The sequence below is a fragment of the Bacillus sp. SN1 genome (genome assembly GCF_002796895.1).
GTDB classification, from domain to species: Bacteria; Bacillota; Bacilli; order Bacillales; family Bacillaceae; genus Bacillus; species Bacillus inaquosorum.
This window is the reverse complement of the sequence record NZ_PHIE01000001.1, coordinates 1,200,080-1,216,183: the sequence shown is the minus strand read 5'-3', so window position 1 is coordinate 1,216,183 and position 16,104 is coordinate 1,200,080. Positions and strand designations below refer to the sequence as shown.

At 46.5% G+C, this 16,104-nt stretch carries 14 protein-coding genes; 13 read left to right on the top strand and 1 reads right to left on the bottom strand.

Annotated features, from left to right (window positions below):
* The first annotated feature begins 321 nt into the window (after positions 1 to 321).
* The 4 genes from CVV77_RS05920 to CVV77_RS05910 all read left to right on the top strand — a co-directional run bounded on the left by CVV77_RS05920 (position 322) and on the right by CVV77_RS05910 (position 4,700).
* Positions 322 to 1,272, top strand: a complete 951-nt coding sequence (locus tag CVV77_RS05920) for a ring-cleaving dioxygenase (RefSeq protein WP_100274837.1) — start codon at positions 322 to 324, stop codon at positions 1,270 to 1,272.
* A 101-nt stretch (positions 1,273 to 1,373) separates the two neighbouring features.
* Positions 1,374 to 1,520 (top strand): hypothetical protein, encoded by a 147-nt coding sequence (locus CVV77_RS21965; protein ID WP_019258173.1) that lies wholly within the window; start codon positions 1,374 to 1,376, stop codon positions 1,518 to 1,520.
* A gap of 7 nt (positions 1,521 to 1,527) precedes the next feature.
* Positions 1,528 to 3,717, top strand: coding sequence for a glycosyltransferase family 39 protein (locus CVV77_RS05915; protein ID WP_100274836.1), 2,190 nt, complete (start codon positions 1,528 to 1,530; stop codon positions 3,715 to 3,717).
* 11 nt (positions 3,718 to 3,728) lie between these two features.
* Positions 3,729 to 4,700 (top strand): glycosyltransferase family 2 protein, encoded by a 972-nt coding sequence (locus CVV77_RS05910; protein WP_100274835.1) that lies wholly within the window; start codon positions 3,729 to 3,731, stop codon positions 4,698 to 4,700.
* Positions 4,701 to 5,184: 484 nt separating this feature from the next.
* Here the strand turns inward: CVV77_RS05910 and htrA are convergent, their stop codons facing one another.
* Positions 5,185 to 6,555, bottom strand: a complete 1,371-nt coding sequence (htrA, locus tag CVV77_RS05905) for a serine protease HtrA (RefSeq protein WP_100274834.1) — start codon at positions 6,553 to 6,555, stop codon at positions 5,185 to 5,187.
* A gap of 171 nt (positions 6,556 to 6,726) precedes the next feature.
* Between htrA and proG the strand changes: the two genes are divergently transcribed.
* The 9 genes from proG to eepC all read left to right on the top strand — a co-directional run bounded on the left by proG (position 6,727) and on the right by eepC (position 16,103).
* Positions 6,727 to 7,545 (top strand): pyrroline-5-carboxylate reductase ProG, encoded by an 819-nt coding sequence (gene proG, locus CVV77_RS05900; protein ID WP_100274833.1) that lies wholly within the window; start codon positions 6,727 to 6,729, stop codon positions 7,543 to 7,545.
* Positions 7,546 to 7,672: 127 nt separating this feature from the next.
* A complete protein-coding gene (gene dppA / locus CVV77_RS05895; RefSeq protein ID WP_019258178.1) occupies positions 7,673 to 8,497 on the top strand; it encodes a D-aminopeptidase DppA in 825 nt (274 codons plus the stop codon).
* Positions 8,498 to 8,513: 16 nt separating this feature from the next.
* Complete coding sequence (dppB, locus tag CVV77_RS05890) at positions 8,514 to 9,440, top strand: dipeptide ABC transporter permease DppB (RefSeq protein WP_003245446.1); 927 nt, start codon at positions 8,514 to 8,516, stop codon at positions 9,438 to 9,440.
* A 5-nt stretch (positions 9,441 to 9,445) separates the two neighbouring features.
* Positions 9,446 to 10,408, top strand: a complete 963-nt coding sequence (dppC, locus tag CVV77_RS05885; protein ID WP_003239082.1) for a dipeptide ABC transporter permease DppC — start codon at positions 9,446 to 9,448, stop codon at positions 10,406 to 10,408.
* Between the two features lie 4 nt (positions 10,409 to 10,412).
* The gene (gene dppD, locus CVV77_RS05880; RefSeq protein ID WP_088111052.1) at positions 10,413 to 11,420 is read left to right on the top strand and encodes a dipeptide ABC transporter ATP-binding subunit DppD; all 1,008 of its coding nucleotides are present in this window, start codon (positions 10,413 to 10,415) and stop codon (positions 11,418 to 11,420) included.
* 2 nt (positions 11,421 to 11,422) lie between these two features.
* Positions 11,423 to 13,072 (top strand): dipeptide ABC transporter substrate-binding protein DppE, encoded by a 1,650-nt coding sequence (dppE, locus tag CVV77_RS05875; protein WP_084995048.1) that lies wholly within the window; start codon positions 11,423 to 11,425, stop codon positions 13,070 to 13,072.
* An 87-nt stretch (positions 13,073 to 13,159) separates the two neighbouring features.
* Positions 13,160 to 14,119, top strand: coding sequence for a S66 peptidase family protein (locus CVV77_RS05870; RefSeq protein WP_019258182.1), 960 nt, complete (start codon positions 13,160 to 13,162; stop codon positions 14,117 to 14,119).
* Positions 14,116 to 15,216 carry an L-Ala-D/L-Glu epimerase gene (ykfB, locus tag CVV77_RS05865; RefSeq protein ID WP_100274832.1) on the top strand — a complete coding sequence of 367 codons (1,101 nt, stop codon included), beginning with the start codon at positions 14,116 to 14,118 and terminating at the stop codon, positions 15,214 to 15,216. Before CVV77_RS05870 ends, ykfB begins: the two co-directional genes overlap by 4 nt.
* Positions 15,213 to 16,103 carry a gamma-D-glutamyl-L-lysine dipeptidyl-peptidase gene (eepC, locus tag CVV77_RS05860; RefSeq protein WP_019258184.1) on the top strand — a complete coding sequence of 297 codons (891 nt, stop codon included), beginning with the start codon at positions 15,213 to 15,215 and terminating at the stop codon, positions 16,101 to 16,103. The genes ykfB and eepC overlap by 4 nt, the downstream gene beginning before the upstream one ends.
* Position 16,104 lies beyond the last annotated feature (1 nt).

Here is a 16,104-nt window from a genome sequence, read left to right as displayed (position 1 = left end):
TATTTTAGAAAAGTGGAATAAAATAAATTTTCTGATTTTCGATATTTGCATGTGTATGCCAGATAAAACTGTGAAAATGCATGATTTAACGAGTTATAAACGAATAAATGTATGGTTTTAAGATTAGAAAGTTCGTGTTTTTCAGGCGGTTTTTTGCCGATACGGAGGGTGCTGTGAGAACAAAGGAAAATAACGAACCTTCGGTGAAGCTGATATGTTGACTTTCCCGTGCGAATAAAATACCTTGTAATTAGAACAATAAATATACAACTATGATGTGATATCTCGAAATCGAGATAAAATAGCCTGGAGGGATAGCATATGAAAGTCAACGGCATACACCACGTGTCGGCATTAACAGCCGACGCACAAAAAAACTTAGATTTCTATAAAAAAGTATTAGGATTAAAGCTCGTCAAAAAATCCGTCAACCAGGATGAACCGACAATGTACCATCTGTTCTACGGAGATGAAGTGGCAAATCCGGGAACTGAGCTGACGTTTTTCGAGATTCCGCGCATTGCGCCGTTTCATGCGGGAACAAACAGTATTTCTTCTATTGGTTTGCGCGTTCCAAGCACAGAAGCCCTGCATTACTGGAAAGAACGTTTTGAAGAGCATCAGGTGGCGCACAGCGGCATTGCCAAAAGAGCCGGACGTGACATATTGGCATTCCAAGATCATGAAGGACAGCGCCTTGTGCTGACTGCTGATGAGAAAGGCAAAGGATATGGTCTGCCTGTTAAACAAAGCGGCATTCCGGGAGAATTTTCGTTTCGCGGGTTAGGGCCGGTTGAACTGACTGTGCCATACGCTGAATCAACCTTACACGTATTGATGAATATTCTTGGATTTACAGAAATCAGCCGTGAAGCAGTCGAAGGGCAAGGAACCGCCGTTATTTTGGAATCTGGAGAAGGCGGTGCGGCAACAGAAATCCATTTAATAGAAAGAAACGATCTTCCACGAGAGCGCCAAGGTAAAGGAAGTGTTCACCATGTCGCGTTTCGGGTAAGAGATGAAGAAGAACTTGCCGGGTGGCACCAGATCATCAGCCGGGAAGGCTATAGCAATTCCGGCATCGTTGAACGCTACTACTTCAAGGCGCTGTATTTCAGAGAGCCGAACGGCATTTTGTTCGAGTTATCAACAGACGGACCAGGCTTTATGGTTGATGAAAACCTTGATGAGCTTGGCCAAACGATTGCTCTTCCGCCGTATCTTGAGCATCGGAGAGCTGAAATTGAAGCAAAACTAAAACCGATTCAATAAATTGTGATTCATTTGCCTTCCGGCGCCGCCGGAAGGCTTTTTTTTATTACCATAATTAATTTTGACCTAAACAGCATGCCTTATTAGGGAGGAAATATCAGATGCTGATTGGGAGAAATGGCTTAAAACCCTTTGCGTATATGGACGATTGGTATGAAATGGACTCGGCAAAAATATTGTCTTTGTTTATTAATAGTTTATTCATATTTGCTTGTTACACTATTTCAAAGTTAGACAAAAAGGAGTGAAAAACACGTGGAAAAGAAAAAACGCGAGCTGGATATTCTCCTCATCCTCATTTTGCTCGCATCTGCATTCTTAAATATCTATAACATTTGGAAGGACGACACGGTGAATCCTTATTACACCGCGGCAGTTACAAGTATGATGCAAAGCTTTCATAATTTCTTTTATGCTTCGTTCGATGCTGCCGGCTTTATAACAGTTGATAAACCGCCTGTTACATACCAAATCCAAACGATCAGTGCACTGATATTCGGTATGCACGGGTGGAGTGTCATTCTCCCTCAAGCATTGGCAGGTGTAGGTTCAGTACTTCTTATGTACTTGCTGATTAAGCCGACATTCGGAAAAACGGCGGCACGCATTGCCTCATTTGTTATGGCATGTACGCCGATTGCTGTAGCTGTAGCACGTACAAACAATGTTGATGCATTACTGGTATTTTTCTTATTGCTGGCTACTTTGCTTCTCTTTAAAGCCATCAGAAAAGGAAAGCTAATCTGGCTGTTAGCAGCATTTTTCGTTGTTGGAGTAGGTTTCAATACAAAAATGCTACAGGCTTACATGATTTTACCGGCTTTCTTATTGTTCTATCTGATTGCGGCAAACACCACAATCAAGAAAAAAATCGTTTCATTGGTAAGTGCTTTAGCTGTATTGGCAGCCGTTTCGTTATCATGGCCGCTCATTGTTGACAATATCCCTGCAAGCAAGCGGCCTTATATCGGAAGCAGCCAGACCAACTCTGTTTTGGAATTGGCTTTCGGATATAACGGGATTCAGCGGCTGACAGGCCAAAATTCCGGCGGCGGCCAGGGCGGATCAAACGGAGACGCTTCAAAAGAAATGTCTTCTTCCGATAACAGTTCATCGCAAACTCAAGCACCGCCTAATCAGTCATCAGGCAGCAGCTCATCAAGCGATGATAAATCATCAAATGGCAACAATATGACGGCACCTCCATCCAATGGTCAAATGCCAAGCGGCGGTCAAGGAGGCCCTCCAAGCGGAGGAGATGGCGGCCAAGGCGGGCCTGGCGGAGACGGAGGGAAAAGCGGTACAGGAATCGGTTCAAAAATGCAATCAGGTTCAGGAATGTTCGGGACGGGAACACCTGGTCCGCTGCGGCTTTTCCAACAAGAATTATCTGATCAAATCAGCTGGCTTCTGCCATTTGCGATTTTTGGAATTGCAGGCTTACTGATCGCAGGCGCGAGAGAAAGAAGAAGACTATCTGCAGAGCAGAAGGAAACGGTTTTCTGGGTTGCATGGCTTGTACCGATTGCCGGATTCTTCAGTGTCGCAGAATTTTTCCATCATTATTATCTCATAATGCTGGCACCGCCGATTGCTGCACTTGTCGGAGCTGGATGGGTTGCGCTCGTTCAGTTATACCGAAACCATACAGACTGGAAGTCTTGGCTTTTGCCGGCGGCGATGATTGCCACAACAGGATTTGAATTGTTTATTCTGAGAAACTACAACGATCAAATCGGTGTTGGATGGAGTATCGGCGTAGGGGTTATCGGTGCGTTATCTGCCATTGCTCTGCTGCTGTTCAAACAGCGCCAAAAACCGATCAGTAATTATGTATCACTTGCAGCTCTTCTTGCATTGCTGGTGATGCCGATTTATTGGGCAAGCACACCGCTTCTGTACGGAGGCAACAGCTCACAGCCTGAAACAGGGCCTCAGCTCGCATCAATGAGCGGAAAAGGCATGGGAATGTCTGATGCCACTGTAAATGAAAAACTGATCAAATATCTAGAGGAAAATAACGCCGGAGCTGAATACCTATTTGCCACAACCGACTCGAACACAGCAGCGCCATATATTATTAAAACGAAAAAAGCTGTTATGACAATTGGCGGATTCAGCGGTTCTGACCCGGCTATTACGCTGACTCAATTTAAAAAGCTTGTAAAAGAAGGAAAAGTGAAATACTTCTTAGCTTCTGGAATGGGAAGAGGCGGAAACAATGACATTATTGAATGGGTTCAGAAAAACGGGAAAGAAGTGTCTTCAGATAAATGGCAATCAAGCTCTGATCAACAATCATCATCTGATCAGAAAACAGAAAATACTGATTCAGCTGATACATCAAGCAACAGCAAGTCTTCAGGCGAAAACGGCCAAATGGGCGGCGGACCTGGCGGAATGAATCAGTCAGCTACATTATATGAACTAAATGCTGATGAATAGGAGGAAAAAACATGAGCAGACATATTCAATATTCAATTGTTGTACCTGTGTATAACGAAGAGCTTGTCATTCATGAAACCTATCAGCGCTTAAAAGAGGTCATGGATCAAACGAAGGAAAACTACGAGCTGCTTTTTGTCAACGATGGGAGCAAAGATCGCAGTATTGAGATTTTAAGAGAGCACAGCCTAATCGATCCGAGAGTGAAAATCATTGATTTTTCAAGGAACTTTGGGCACCAGATCGCCATTACTGCGGGTATGGATTATGCACAGGGGAATGCAATCGTCGTCATTGACGCCGATTTGCAGGACCCTCCTGAATTGATTTTAGATATGATTGAAAAGTGGAAGGAAGGCTATGAGGTCGTGTACGCCGTACGAACAAAACGAAAAGGGGAAACCTTTTTCAAAAAACAGACAGCGGCCATGTTTTACCGGCTCCTCAGCAGCATGACAGATATTGATATCCCGATTGATACGGGTGATTTCCGCCTCATGGACAGAAAAGTCTGTGATGAAATGAAGAGATTAAAAGAAAAAAATCCTTTTGTCAGAGGGCTCGTCAGCTGGGTGGGCTTCAAACAGACAGCAGTCGAGTACGTACGTGATGAAAGGCTCGCCGGAGAAACAAAGTACCCGCTGAAGAAAATGCTGAAGCTGTCAATGGATGGCATCACGACATTTTCACACAAACCGCTGAAGCTGGCAAGCTATGCTGGGATGTTAGTGTCAGGTGCAGGATTTCTGTATATGTTTATCGTGCTGTATCTAAAGCTATTCACAGACAGCACCATTACCGGCTGGTCATCACTTATTGTGATCCAGCTCCTGTTCAGCGGCATCGTCCTTCTGATTCTAGGGATGATCGGCGAATATATTGGCAGAATCTACGATGAAGCTAAAGACAGGCCGCTTTACATCGTTCAGAAATCATATGGAATTGAAAATAAAAGACTCTATAGAGATCAGCATATGTCATAACCTGAAACCCCTGTCCGTTACGGACAGGGTTTTTTATATTCTGCGCGATGATCAAAGTAATAGATGCTGATAGATTTATGGGAAGAAGGGACACTGCGGTACAGGCATGCTGAAATAAAAACGGCAAAGCCTAAAGCTTTCGTCTTAGGCTTTGCTGCATGTCAGCTGTTATATTGAGGGGCTTTTAAGAAACGCATGATCACAGTCGTACCAGTGATGTTTAATAAAATAGTGGCACCCAGTGTAATTTCACATGCCAATGTCGATTCAGAAAGGAGGAAGCTTAGCACAGAAAAGCTAATCCTGCCCAGATCATGCTCAATCCCACGGTTTTCATGTTCATATCTCTTTCTCAAACATGCATCTGATTAGAATGATGTCAGTCTGAATGATATACAGATGTCTCAGTAGAAAGTTTCATAGAGCAACAGGTCTTTTGTCTAATAAAAAGCCTCAGGCCTTTTGCGGCCTGAGGCGTTATTTCTTAAGAAGTGGTTTCTTCTTTTTGATCGAGTTTGATTTTTTTTGTCAATTCTTTGCCGTTTCTGAGAATTTTTACTTCAACGGTATCACCGATGTTTGCGTCTTTATATAAGATATTGCGCAATTCACTGCCAGTATCGATTTCTTTGCCCTTCAGGCTGATGATAATATCCTCCGCTTTCAACCCAGCCTTTTCAGCAGGAGAGCCTGAAGCGACCTCACGGATGTACACGCCCTTATTCAGCTGGCTGCCGAACAGGCCGAGTGTGCCTTCTTGGTAGTTTTGCGGCACTTGTTCTAAATCAAGCATGCTGACACCGATATACGGACGTTCAATTTGTCCTTTAGACAGTAATTCTTCTGCAATCGGTTTTACGTCATTGCTTGGAATTGCAAATCCGATGCCCTCTACATCATCCTCACTGATTTTCATACTGTTAATGCCGACAATTTTGCCGTCTGTATTTAACAATGGACCGCCGCTGTTACCTGGGTTAATCGCGGCGTCAGTTTGAATCACGTTAATGCTTGTTTGACCGGCTGATGTTGACATCGAAACCGTTCTGTCCACGCCGCTTACAATCCCCTGTGTTACTGTGCGGGACAGGTCTTTTCCGAGCGGATCTCCAATCGCAATGACGGTCTCGCCAGTTCTAAGATCAGATGAATCTCCGAAGCTTGCCACTTTTGTTACGTGGTCATCACTGATTTGGAGGACCGCTAAATCTGTTAACGAGTCACTGCCTACGAGCTTTGCTGTCACCGCAGTGCCGTCATATAAAGATACCTTCAGTGAAGATGCTCCTTCTACAACGTGGTTATTCGTAATGATATAAGCCTTGCCGTTCTCTTTTTTGAAAATGACACCCGATCCTGAACCGCTTTCTGTATCTTCGCTGGAATCAGAGCTGGAACCGGATGAGTCAGAGCCGAACAAAGAACTGTTTGACTGAGCCTGAAGATTTGTGATGCCGACAATTGCCGGTGAAAGGTCTTCCACCATATCTGAGATTTTAGAAGAATCTTCGCTTTTGAATGCAGATGAGCTGCTTGAGCTTGATGAGCTTTTGCTAGATTCAGAGGACGTGCTTTTAGCTGTAACAGATTGCGTTTGCTGTTGGCTGGATGACTGTTTTACAGTGTCCTGAGAATCATGGTCGCCAAGCGGTGTAAACGTGTAAATCCCAAGGGCAAGACTGCCGCCGATCACTCCGCCAAGAAGGGGTCTGAACCATCCGAACCCTCGTTTTTTCTTCTCCTGATCATGCATGACATTACGGGCTGAGTAGGAGGTGCTCTGATCGTTCTCTTTCGCTAGAAAGACCTCATTCTCATTTCCTTCCGTTCTGTTTTCGTCACGATTGTTATCCATCATGTTCACTCCGTTTCTCTATTTTCACTAATTTCTATTTGATTATGATAGTTTTATGACTTGAGTTTATCATAAACAAAAACTGTGGGATAAAAATGAAAAGATTATGGGAAATTGTGAAAAAGGGCGGAAAACGGTACACTCTTTATTGTATATGAAAGGACTGAGTCGATGGAACAGATTGGATTGATTGGATATGGCAGCATGGCCGATATGATCGCCAGGCAGCTGTTGAGGCATGGAAAAATAAAGGAGAATGAGCTCTTTATTGAAACGAGAACGAAGGGGGAGCGGCTGAAGGCGCTGATCTCAGATTATCCAAACGTATCGGCTGATTCGCTTGAGAACTGGGCGGAAACGTGCCGTTTGATTTTGATATGTGTCCCGCCGCTCCATGTCATCGAAACATTGCGCCGTCTGCACCCGTATGTGAACAGGAATACTCATATCGTATCCATTGCCGCCGGCGTGCCGCTGCGCCTTTTGGAGGCTGAAACAGAAGCCGGTATATCACGTGTCATTCCTGCCATTACGTCCGAAGCAGAAGCAGGCATCTCGCTTGTCGTTCACAGTGAGGCATTGACAGCGGATAAAAAAGAACGTCTGAATGAATTGCTATCGGTTTTCAGCAGTGTACGAGAAATCAAAGAATCAAATTTGGATGCCGCCAGCAATTTGACGAGCTCGGCACCCGGGTTCATAGCTGCCGTCTTCGAAGAACTGGCGCTGTCTGTGGTGAGAAACAGCAACCTGTCCAAAGAAGAAGCCTTTGATTTTCTGATTCATTCTCTATACGGAACTGGCAAGCTGCTGATCGAAAAGAATATGTCTTTCGAGGAAACGCTGGGGCGTGTCGCAACGAAAGGCGGAATTACAGGGGAGGGTGCTGAGGTCATACGCGCCTCAGTGCCGGAAGTTTTTGATCAGGTGTTTGAAAGAACCCTGAAAAAATATAAGCTGCTTACAGAACAGACAGAGAAACAGAAATGAATCCTTGAAAGAGGATTCTTTTTTATCATTGAATCGTTGTGATTTTCCCCAGTTATATTGCATTTTTCCTCTTTTTTTAATATAATTTGTTAGAATATTCATAATTTAGTAAAAAAGGAGGAGCGTTATGAAACTATACATGTCAGTAGATATGGAAGGTATTTCGGGTCTTCCGGACGATACCTTTGTGGATTCCGGCAAGCGCAATTATGAACGCGGACGGCTCATCATGACTGAAGAAGCAAACTACTGTATTGCCGAAGCGTTTAACAGCGGGTGTACTGAGGTGCTGGTCAATGACAGCCATTCGAAGATGAATAATCTGATGGTTGAAAAGCTTCACCCTGAAGCAGACTTGATTTCCGGTGACGTCAAACCATTTTCAATGGTAGAGGGGCTTGATGATACGTTTACAGGCGCTTTGTTTCTCGGTTATCATGCCAGAGCTTCCACTCCCGGTGTGATGTCACACAGCATGATTTTCGGCGTCCGTCATTTTTACATAAACGATCGGCCCGTCGGTGAGCTCGGGTTAAATGCATACGTTGCCGGTTATTATGATGTCCCGGTCATTATGGTAGCCGGAGACGACCGTGCGGCGAAGGAAGCGGAAGAGCTCATTCCGAATGTTACGACAGCCGCTGTTAAACAAACCATTTCAAGATCCGCAGTGAAGTGTTTGTCTCCTACGAAAGCCGGCCGGCTGCTGACAGAAAAAACCGCATTTGCCCTGCAAAACAAAGACAAAGTCAAACCGCTCACACCGCCGGACAGACCGGTTTTGAGCATTGAATTCGCCAATTACGGACAGGCAGAATGGGCGAATCTGATGCCGGGAACTGAACTCAAGCCGGGAACCACAACCGTTCAATTTCAGGCGAAGGACATGCTTGAAGCCTATCAGGCGATGCTTGTCATGACTGAGCTTGCGATGCGGACATCATTCTGCTAAAGGGGTGTTTTAGGCTTTGGCGCGATACATGATAAAGCGTTTTTGGGCAATGGCAGCTACGATTTTGGTGATTACCACCCTGACTTTTGTTCTCATGAAGGTCATTCCCGGATCTCCTTTTAACGAGGAGAGAGGGACTAATGAAGCCGTTCAAAAAAATCTCGAAGCCTACTATCACTTAGACGATCCTCTCATTTTCCAATACATTTTCTACTTAAAATCCATCATTACATTCGATTTCGGACCTTCAATTAAAAAACCGTCAGACAGCGTAAATGATATGCTGGAACGCGGATTTCCCGTTTCCTTTGAGCTTGGAATGACAGCGATTGTCATTGCTGTGATCTCCGGGCTCGTGCTGGGCGTAATCGCTGCGCTCCGCCGCAATGGTTTTTTGGACTACGCCGCGATGAGTTTGGCGGTACTCGGCATCTCCATCCCGAATTTTATTCTGGCAACATTGCTCATTCAGCAATTTGCTGTCAATCTCAAACTATTTCCCGCTGCCACATGGACGAGTCCGATCCATATGGTGCTTCCGACCGCAGCGCTTGCAGTAGGGCCAATGGCAATTATCGCCAGGCTGACGCGGTCAAGCATGGTCGAAGTCCTGACGCAGGATTATATCCGCACAGCAAAAGCAAAAGGGCTTTCTCCGTTCAAAATTATCGTAAAGCACGCACTCAGAAATGCACTCATGCCCGTCATTACCGTTCTGGGCACACTCGTTGCCAGCATCTTAACAGGAAGCTTTGTTATTGAAAAAATCTTTGCCATTCCGGGAATGGGAAAATATTTTGTTGAAAGCATTAATCAGCGGGACTATCCCGTGATTATGGGAACGACCGTTTTTTACAGCGTCATTCTGATCATCATGCTGTTTTTGGTCGACTTGGCCTACGGTCTGCTGGACCCGCGCATTAAACTGCATAAGAAAGGGTGAAGCGTGTGAATCTCCCTGTACAAACAGATGAACGCCAGCCAGAGCAGCACATTCAGGTGCCGGATGAATGGTTTGTCTCGAATCAGGAAAAAAATCGAGAAGCCGATTCGGTCAAGCGGCCGAGTTTGTCATACACGCAGGATGCTTGGAGGAGGCTGAAGAAAAATAAATTAGCGATGGCTGGACTTTTTATTCTTTTATTTCTTTTTGTCATGGCAGTTATCGGGCCCTTTTTATCACCCCATAGTGTCGCGCGCCAATCGCTGACCGAACAAAATCTCCCGCCCTCAGCCGATCATTGGTTCGGCACCGATGAGCTCGGCCGGGATGTGTTTACCCGAACATGGTATGGAGCGAGGATTTCGTTATTTGTCGGAGTGATGGCAGCGCTGATTGATTTTGTGATCGGTGTCATTTACGGGGGCGTTGCCGGCTATAAAGGCGGCAGGACTGACAGTATCATGATGCGGATTATCGAAGTGCTGTACGGGCTGCCGTATCTGCTCGTTGTCATTTTGCTGATGGTGCTGATGGGGCCGGGGCTGGGCACTATTATTGTGGCGCTGACTGTAACCGGATGGGTCGGCATGGCGAGAATTGTTAGAGGCCAGGTGCTTCAAATTAAAAATTATGAATATGTACTCGCCTCGAAAACCTTTGGTGCGAAAACCTTTCGCATCATCCGGAAGAATCTGCTGCCGAATACAATGGGAGCGATTATCGTACAAATGACATTAACCGTACCTGCCGCTATATTCGCAGAATCATTTTTAAGCTTTCTCGGCCTCGGCATACAGGCTCCGTTTGCCAGTTGGGGTGTGATGGCGAATGACGGTCTGCCTACGATTTTGTCTGGGCATTGGTGGCGCCTGTTTTTTCCGGCCTTTTTCATCTCCTTAACGATGTATGCGTTTAACGTACTGGGGGACGGATTGCAGGATGCGCTCGACCCTAAGCTGAGGAGGTAGCTGTATGGAAAAAGTTCTGTCAGTCAAAAATCTGCACGTTTCGTTTACGACTTACGGCGGGACGGTTCAGGCGGTCAGAGGGGTGAGCTTTGATTTGTATCAAGGTGAAACCTTTGCAATCGTCGGCGAATCAGGCTGCGGCAAAAGCGTTACCTCCCAAAGCATTATGGGACTGCTTCCGCCTTATTCGGCGAAGGTGACAGACGGCAGCATTTTATTTAAAAACAAAGATCTTTGCCGCCTCTCTGACAAAGCAATGAGAAGCATAAGGGGAGCCGACATTTCTATGATTTTTCAAGACCCGATGACGGCGTTAAACCCGACGCTGACTGTCGGAGACCAGCTGGGGGAAGCGCTCCTGCGCCACAAAAAAATGAGCAAAAAGGCGGTACGGGAAGAGGTGCTTTCTATGCTGTCATTGGTCGGCATTCCCGATCCCAAAGAGCGCCTGAAGCAGTATCCCCACCAATTTAGCGGCGGCATGAGACAGCGGATTGTCATTGCAATGGCGCTGATTTGCGAGCCAGACATCTTAATCGCAGATGAACCGACCACTGCTCTTGACGTGACCATTCAGGCGCAGATTTTGGAGCTGTTTAAAGAGATTCAGAGAAAAACCAATGTGTCTGTCATTCTGATTACACATGATTTAGGGGTCGTTGCCCAGGTTGCTGACAGAGTCGCAGTCATGTATGCCGGAAAAATAGCGGAAATCGGCACGAGAAAAGATATTTTTTATCAGCCGCAGCATCCATACACAAAAGGGCTGCTGAACTCTGTCCCGCGGCTGGATTTGGATGGCGCGGAGCTAATTCCGATCGACGGAACGCCGCCGGATTTATTTTCACCTCCGCCAGGCTGCCCATTTGCCGCCCGCTGTCCGAACAGGATGATCGTGTGTGACAGGGTATACCCGGGCCAGACCATCAGATCTGACACGCACACCGTCAACTGCTGGCTGCAGGATCAGCGGTCCGAGCATGCGGTGCTGTCCAGAGATGCGAAGGATTGAACATGAAAAGGGGGAAGAGGATGAAACGAGTGAAAAAGCTATGGGGGATGGGCCTTGCATTAGGACTCTCGCTTGCGCTGATGGGATGTACAGCAAACGAACAGGCAGGAAAAGAAAGCGGAAATGATAAGGCAAAAACAAGCGGAGAAAAGGTGCTGTATGTAAATAACGAAAATGAACCGACTTCGTTCGATCCGCCGATCGGTTTTAATAATGTGTCGTGGCAGCCGCTAAATAACATCATGGAGGGGCTGACGCGTCTTGGCAAAGAGAATGAGCCTGAACCGGCAATGGCGGAAAAGTGGTCTGTATCAAAAGATAAAAAAACCTACACATTTACGATACGGGAAAATGCGAAATGGACAAACGGAGATCCGGTAACTGCCGGAGACTTTGAATACGCGTGGAAACGGATGCTTGACCCGAAAAAAGGCGCTTCATCCGCGTTTCTGGGCTATTTTATTGAAGGCGGCGAAGCGTATAACAGCGGAAAAGGGAAGAAAGACGATGTGAAGGTGACGGCAAAGGATGATCGAACCCTTGAAGTAACGCTTGAAGCACCGCAAAAATATTTTCTAAGCGTCGTGTCCAATCCGGCGTATTTTCCGGTAAACGAAAAGGTCGATAAAGAAAATCCAAAATGGTTTGCTGAGGCGGATACATTTGTCGGGAACGGTCCGTTTAAGCTGACGGAATGGAAGCATGATGACAGCATCACAATGGAGAAAAGCGACACGTATTGGGATAAAGATACCGTGAAGCTTGATAAGGTGAAATGGGCGATGGTCAGTGACAGAAATACAGATTACCAGATGTTTCAGTCTGGGGAATTGGATACCGCTTATGTCCCTGCTGAATTAAGCGATCAGCTGCTGGATCAGGATAACGTCAGCATTGTTGACCAGGCGGGCCTGTATTTCTACCGGTTTAATGTAAACATGGAGCCGTTCCAAAATGAAAACATCAGAAAAGCCTTTGCGATGGCTGTGGATCAAAAGGAAATTGTAAAGTACGTCACGAAAAACAATGAAAAACCGGCGCGTGCGTTTGTATCGCCCGGATTTACGCAGCCTGACGGCAAGGATTTCCGTGAAGCGGGCGGGGATCTGATCACGCCAAATGAAAGCAAAGCGAAGCAGCTGCTGGAAAAGGGCATGAAGGAAGAAAACTACGATAAGCTTCCTGCGATCACCCTTACTTACAGCACAAAGCCGGAGCATAAAAAGATTGCCGAGGCTATCCAGCAAAAATTAAAAAATACCCTTGGGGTCGACGTGAAGCTGGCCAATATGGAATGGAACGTATTTTTAGAGGATCAAAAAGCACTGAAATTCCAATTCTCTCAAAGCTCATTTTTGCCTGACTACGCCGACCCTATCAGTTTTCTGGAAGCCTTCCAAACAGGAAATTCGATGAACCGCACAGGCTGGGCCAATAAAGAATACGATCAGCTGATCAAGCAGGCGAAACATGAAGCCGATGAAAAAACGCGTTTCTCCCTGATGCATCAAGCGGAAAAGCTATTGATCAATGAAGCCCCGATCATCCCGGTTTATTTCTATAACCAGGTCAACCTGCAAAACGAAAATGTGAAGGGGATCGTCCGGCATCCTGTCGGTTATATCGATTTAAAGTGGGCAGATAAAAACTAACAACGGCCATTAAGAAAATACTGCTTCTTTATGCGAAGGAGCGGTATTTTTTCTCTTTCCTGCACGTATACGTAGGGTGCAGAGCAAATGAAAGGAGTGATTCAGTTGAATCACAAGCCGAAAGCGCTGAAAAAGGGTGATACAGTCGGAGTAATCGCGCCCGCAAGCCCGCCGGATCCAAAAAAGCTTGAAACCGCGCTTTTATTTTTAGAAGAGCTCGGTCTTCAGGTGAAACTGGGCAAGGCACTGAAAAACCAGCACGGCTATTTAGCGGGACAGGATGATGAGCGGCTGGCTGATCTCCATGAGATGTTCAGAGACGAGGAGGTAAAAGCAGTGCTGTGCGCATGCGGGGGTTTTGGGACAGGACGTATCGCCGCCGGCATTGATTTCAGCTTAATCCGCAAACATCCCAAAATCTTCTGGGGATACAGCGATATTACGTTTTTACATACAGCCATCCATCAAAACACAGGCCTTGTCACCTTCCATGGCCCGATGCTCAGCTCAGATATTGGCCTCGACGACGTCCACCCGCTGACAAAAGCGTCGTATGAGCAGCTTTTCCAAGAGACGGCATTCACCTATACAGAAGAGCTTTCTCCGCTGACGGTACTTGTTCCCGGAAAAGCGGAAGGCGAGCTTGTCGGGGGAAATCTGTCTTTGCTGACGTCTACACTGGGCACGCCGTTTGAAATTGATACGAGAGGAAAGCTTCTGTTTATTGAAGATATTGACGAGGAGCCATATCAAATCGACCGGATGCTGAATCAGCTAAAAATGGCAGGAAAGCTGACGGACGCCGCCGGCATTCTTGTTTGTGATTTTCATAACTGTGTCCCGGTGAAGAGGGAGAAGTCCCTCTCGCTTGAGCAAGTGCTCGAAGACTATATTGTATCGGCGGGCAAGCCTGCTCTGAGAGGATTTAAAATCGGCCACTGCTCACCGAGTTTCGCCGTTCCGATCGGTGTGCAAGCTGCAATGAATACAGCACAAAAAACTGTCGTCATCGAGGCAGGCGTTTCAGAAGGAGCGCTGAAGACATGAAAATCACTCGAATAGAAACAAGCCGAATCGCCGTTCCGCTCATAAAGCCGTTTAAAACCGCGCTTCGCACTGTGTATACGGCTGAATCTGTCATTGTAAGGATCAATTATGACAGCGGCACAATCGGATGGGGGGAGGCGCCTCCGACGATGGTGATTACAGGAGACAGCATGGATAGCATTGAAAGTGCAATTCACAATGTCTTGAAGCCTGCACTGCTTGGAAAAAGCCTGTTCGGCTGTGAGGCCATTTTGCATGACATACAGCATCTCCTTACAGGAAACCAGAGCGCTAAGGCGGCTGTGGAAATGGCGGTATACGACGGCTGGGCGCAGATGTGCGGATTGCCGCTTTACCAAATGCTCGGCGGATACCGAGATACGCTGGAAACGGATTATACTGTCAGTGTCAACTCACCTGAAGAGATGGCAGTGGATGCCGGGAATTATCTCAAACAAGGCTTTCAAACGCTGAAAATAAAGGTCGGCAAAGATGATATCGCAACAGATATCGCCCGTATCCAGGAAATTAGAAAACGTGTCGGGCCCGGCGTAAAACTTCGTTTAGACGCCAATCAGGGGTGGACGCCGAAGGAAGCAGTAACAGCGATTCGGAAAATGGAGGATGCCGGTCTAGGGATTGAGCTTGTCGAGCAGCCTGTCCATAAAGATGACCTCGCTGGGCTTAAAAAGGTAACAGATGCGACAGACACGCCGATTATGGCCGATGAAAGTGTTTTTACGCCGCGGCAGGCGTTCGAAGTTCTTCAAACCAGGAGCGCTGACTTGATCAATATTAAATTGATGAAAGCGGGCGGCATCAGCGGAGCGGAGAAAATCAATGCCATGGCTGAGGCGTGCGGGGTGGAGTGCATGGTCGGCAGCATGATCGAAACAAAGCTGGGCATTACGGCCGCGGCACATTTCGCGGCAAGCAAAAAAAACATCACACGCTATGATTTTGACGCGCCGCTGATGCTGAAAACAGATGTAATCAAAGGCGGCATAACATACAGCGGCAGCACGATTGCGATGCCTAGAAGACCAGGTCTCGGAATCACAGGAGCTGTGCTTTTGAAAGGGGAAATAGACCAATGATGCACACTGTCATATCAGCTGTGGCCAACATCTGGACATCGCCTGATTCGCCGCGTCCATCAGATCAAGTGATGATCCGTCCGACCGTATTGATCAGAGATTGGCTGGAGCGCATGACATTTGATGAGCGGCTTGGATTATGTACAGACAATGTGATCCAAACTCAGGTTCTCTTTGGCGAAAAGGTACTGGTGACGGCGGAACAGGGTGAATGGGTTTCTGTGATCGTGCCGAGCCAGCCATCCCGAAAGGATCCACGCGGATATCCGGGCTGGATGAAAAAGAACCAACTGAAAAAAACAGATCCGATCCATACACAAAACAATGTCATGATCAGCAAACCTGCTGCCTTTTTGTACAAAAGCAATGGAGAAAAGGAGATCGAATTGAGCTTTTTGACTGTCCTGCCCTTCATTGCAGAAGAAAACGGATATTTTAAAGTTTCAACCGCTTTTGGGGAAAGGTTTGTGAAGCTGACTGATGCAGTGCCTGTCCGGGAACAGAAAGGAACTGCTGAAGACATCATTCAAACGGGGGCGGTTTTTCTCGGACTTCCCTACCTGTGGGGAGGGATCAGCGGGTTTGGGTTCGATTGCTCAGGGTTTATGTACAGTATATTTAAGGCCAATGGATACCGTATCCCCCGTGATGCTGGAGATCAGGCAAAGGCGGGGGAGGATGTCCCGCTTGATAATATGAAAGCCGGTGATCTGCTGTTTTTTGCTTATGAAGAAGGAAAAGGAGCGATTCATCACGTCGGTTTGTATGTAGGCGGCGGGAAAATGCTTCATTCTCCAAAGACAGGGAAATCAATCGAAATCCTTACATTAAAAGAGACAATCTATGAAAAAGAACGATGTGCGGTGCGCCGCTGTTTTTCAGAATAAG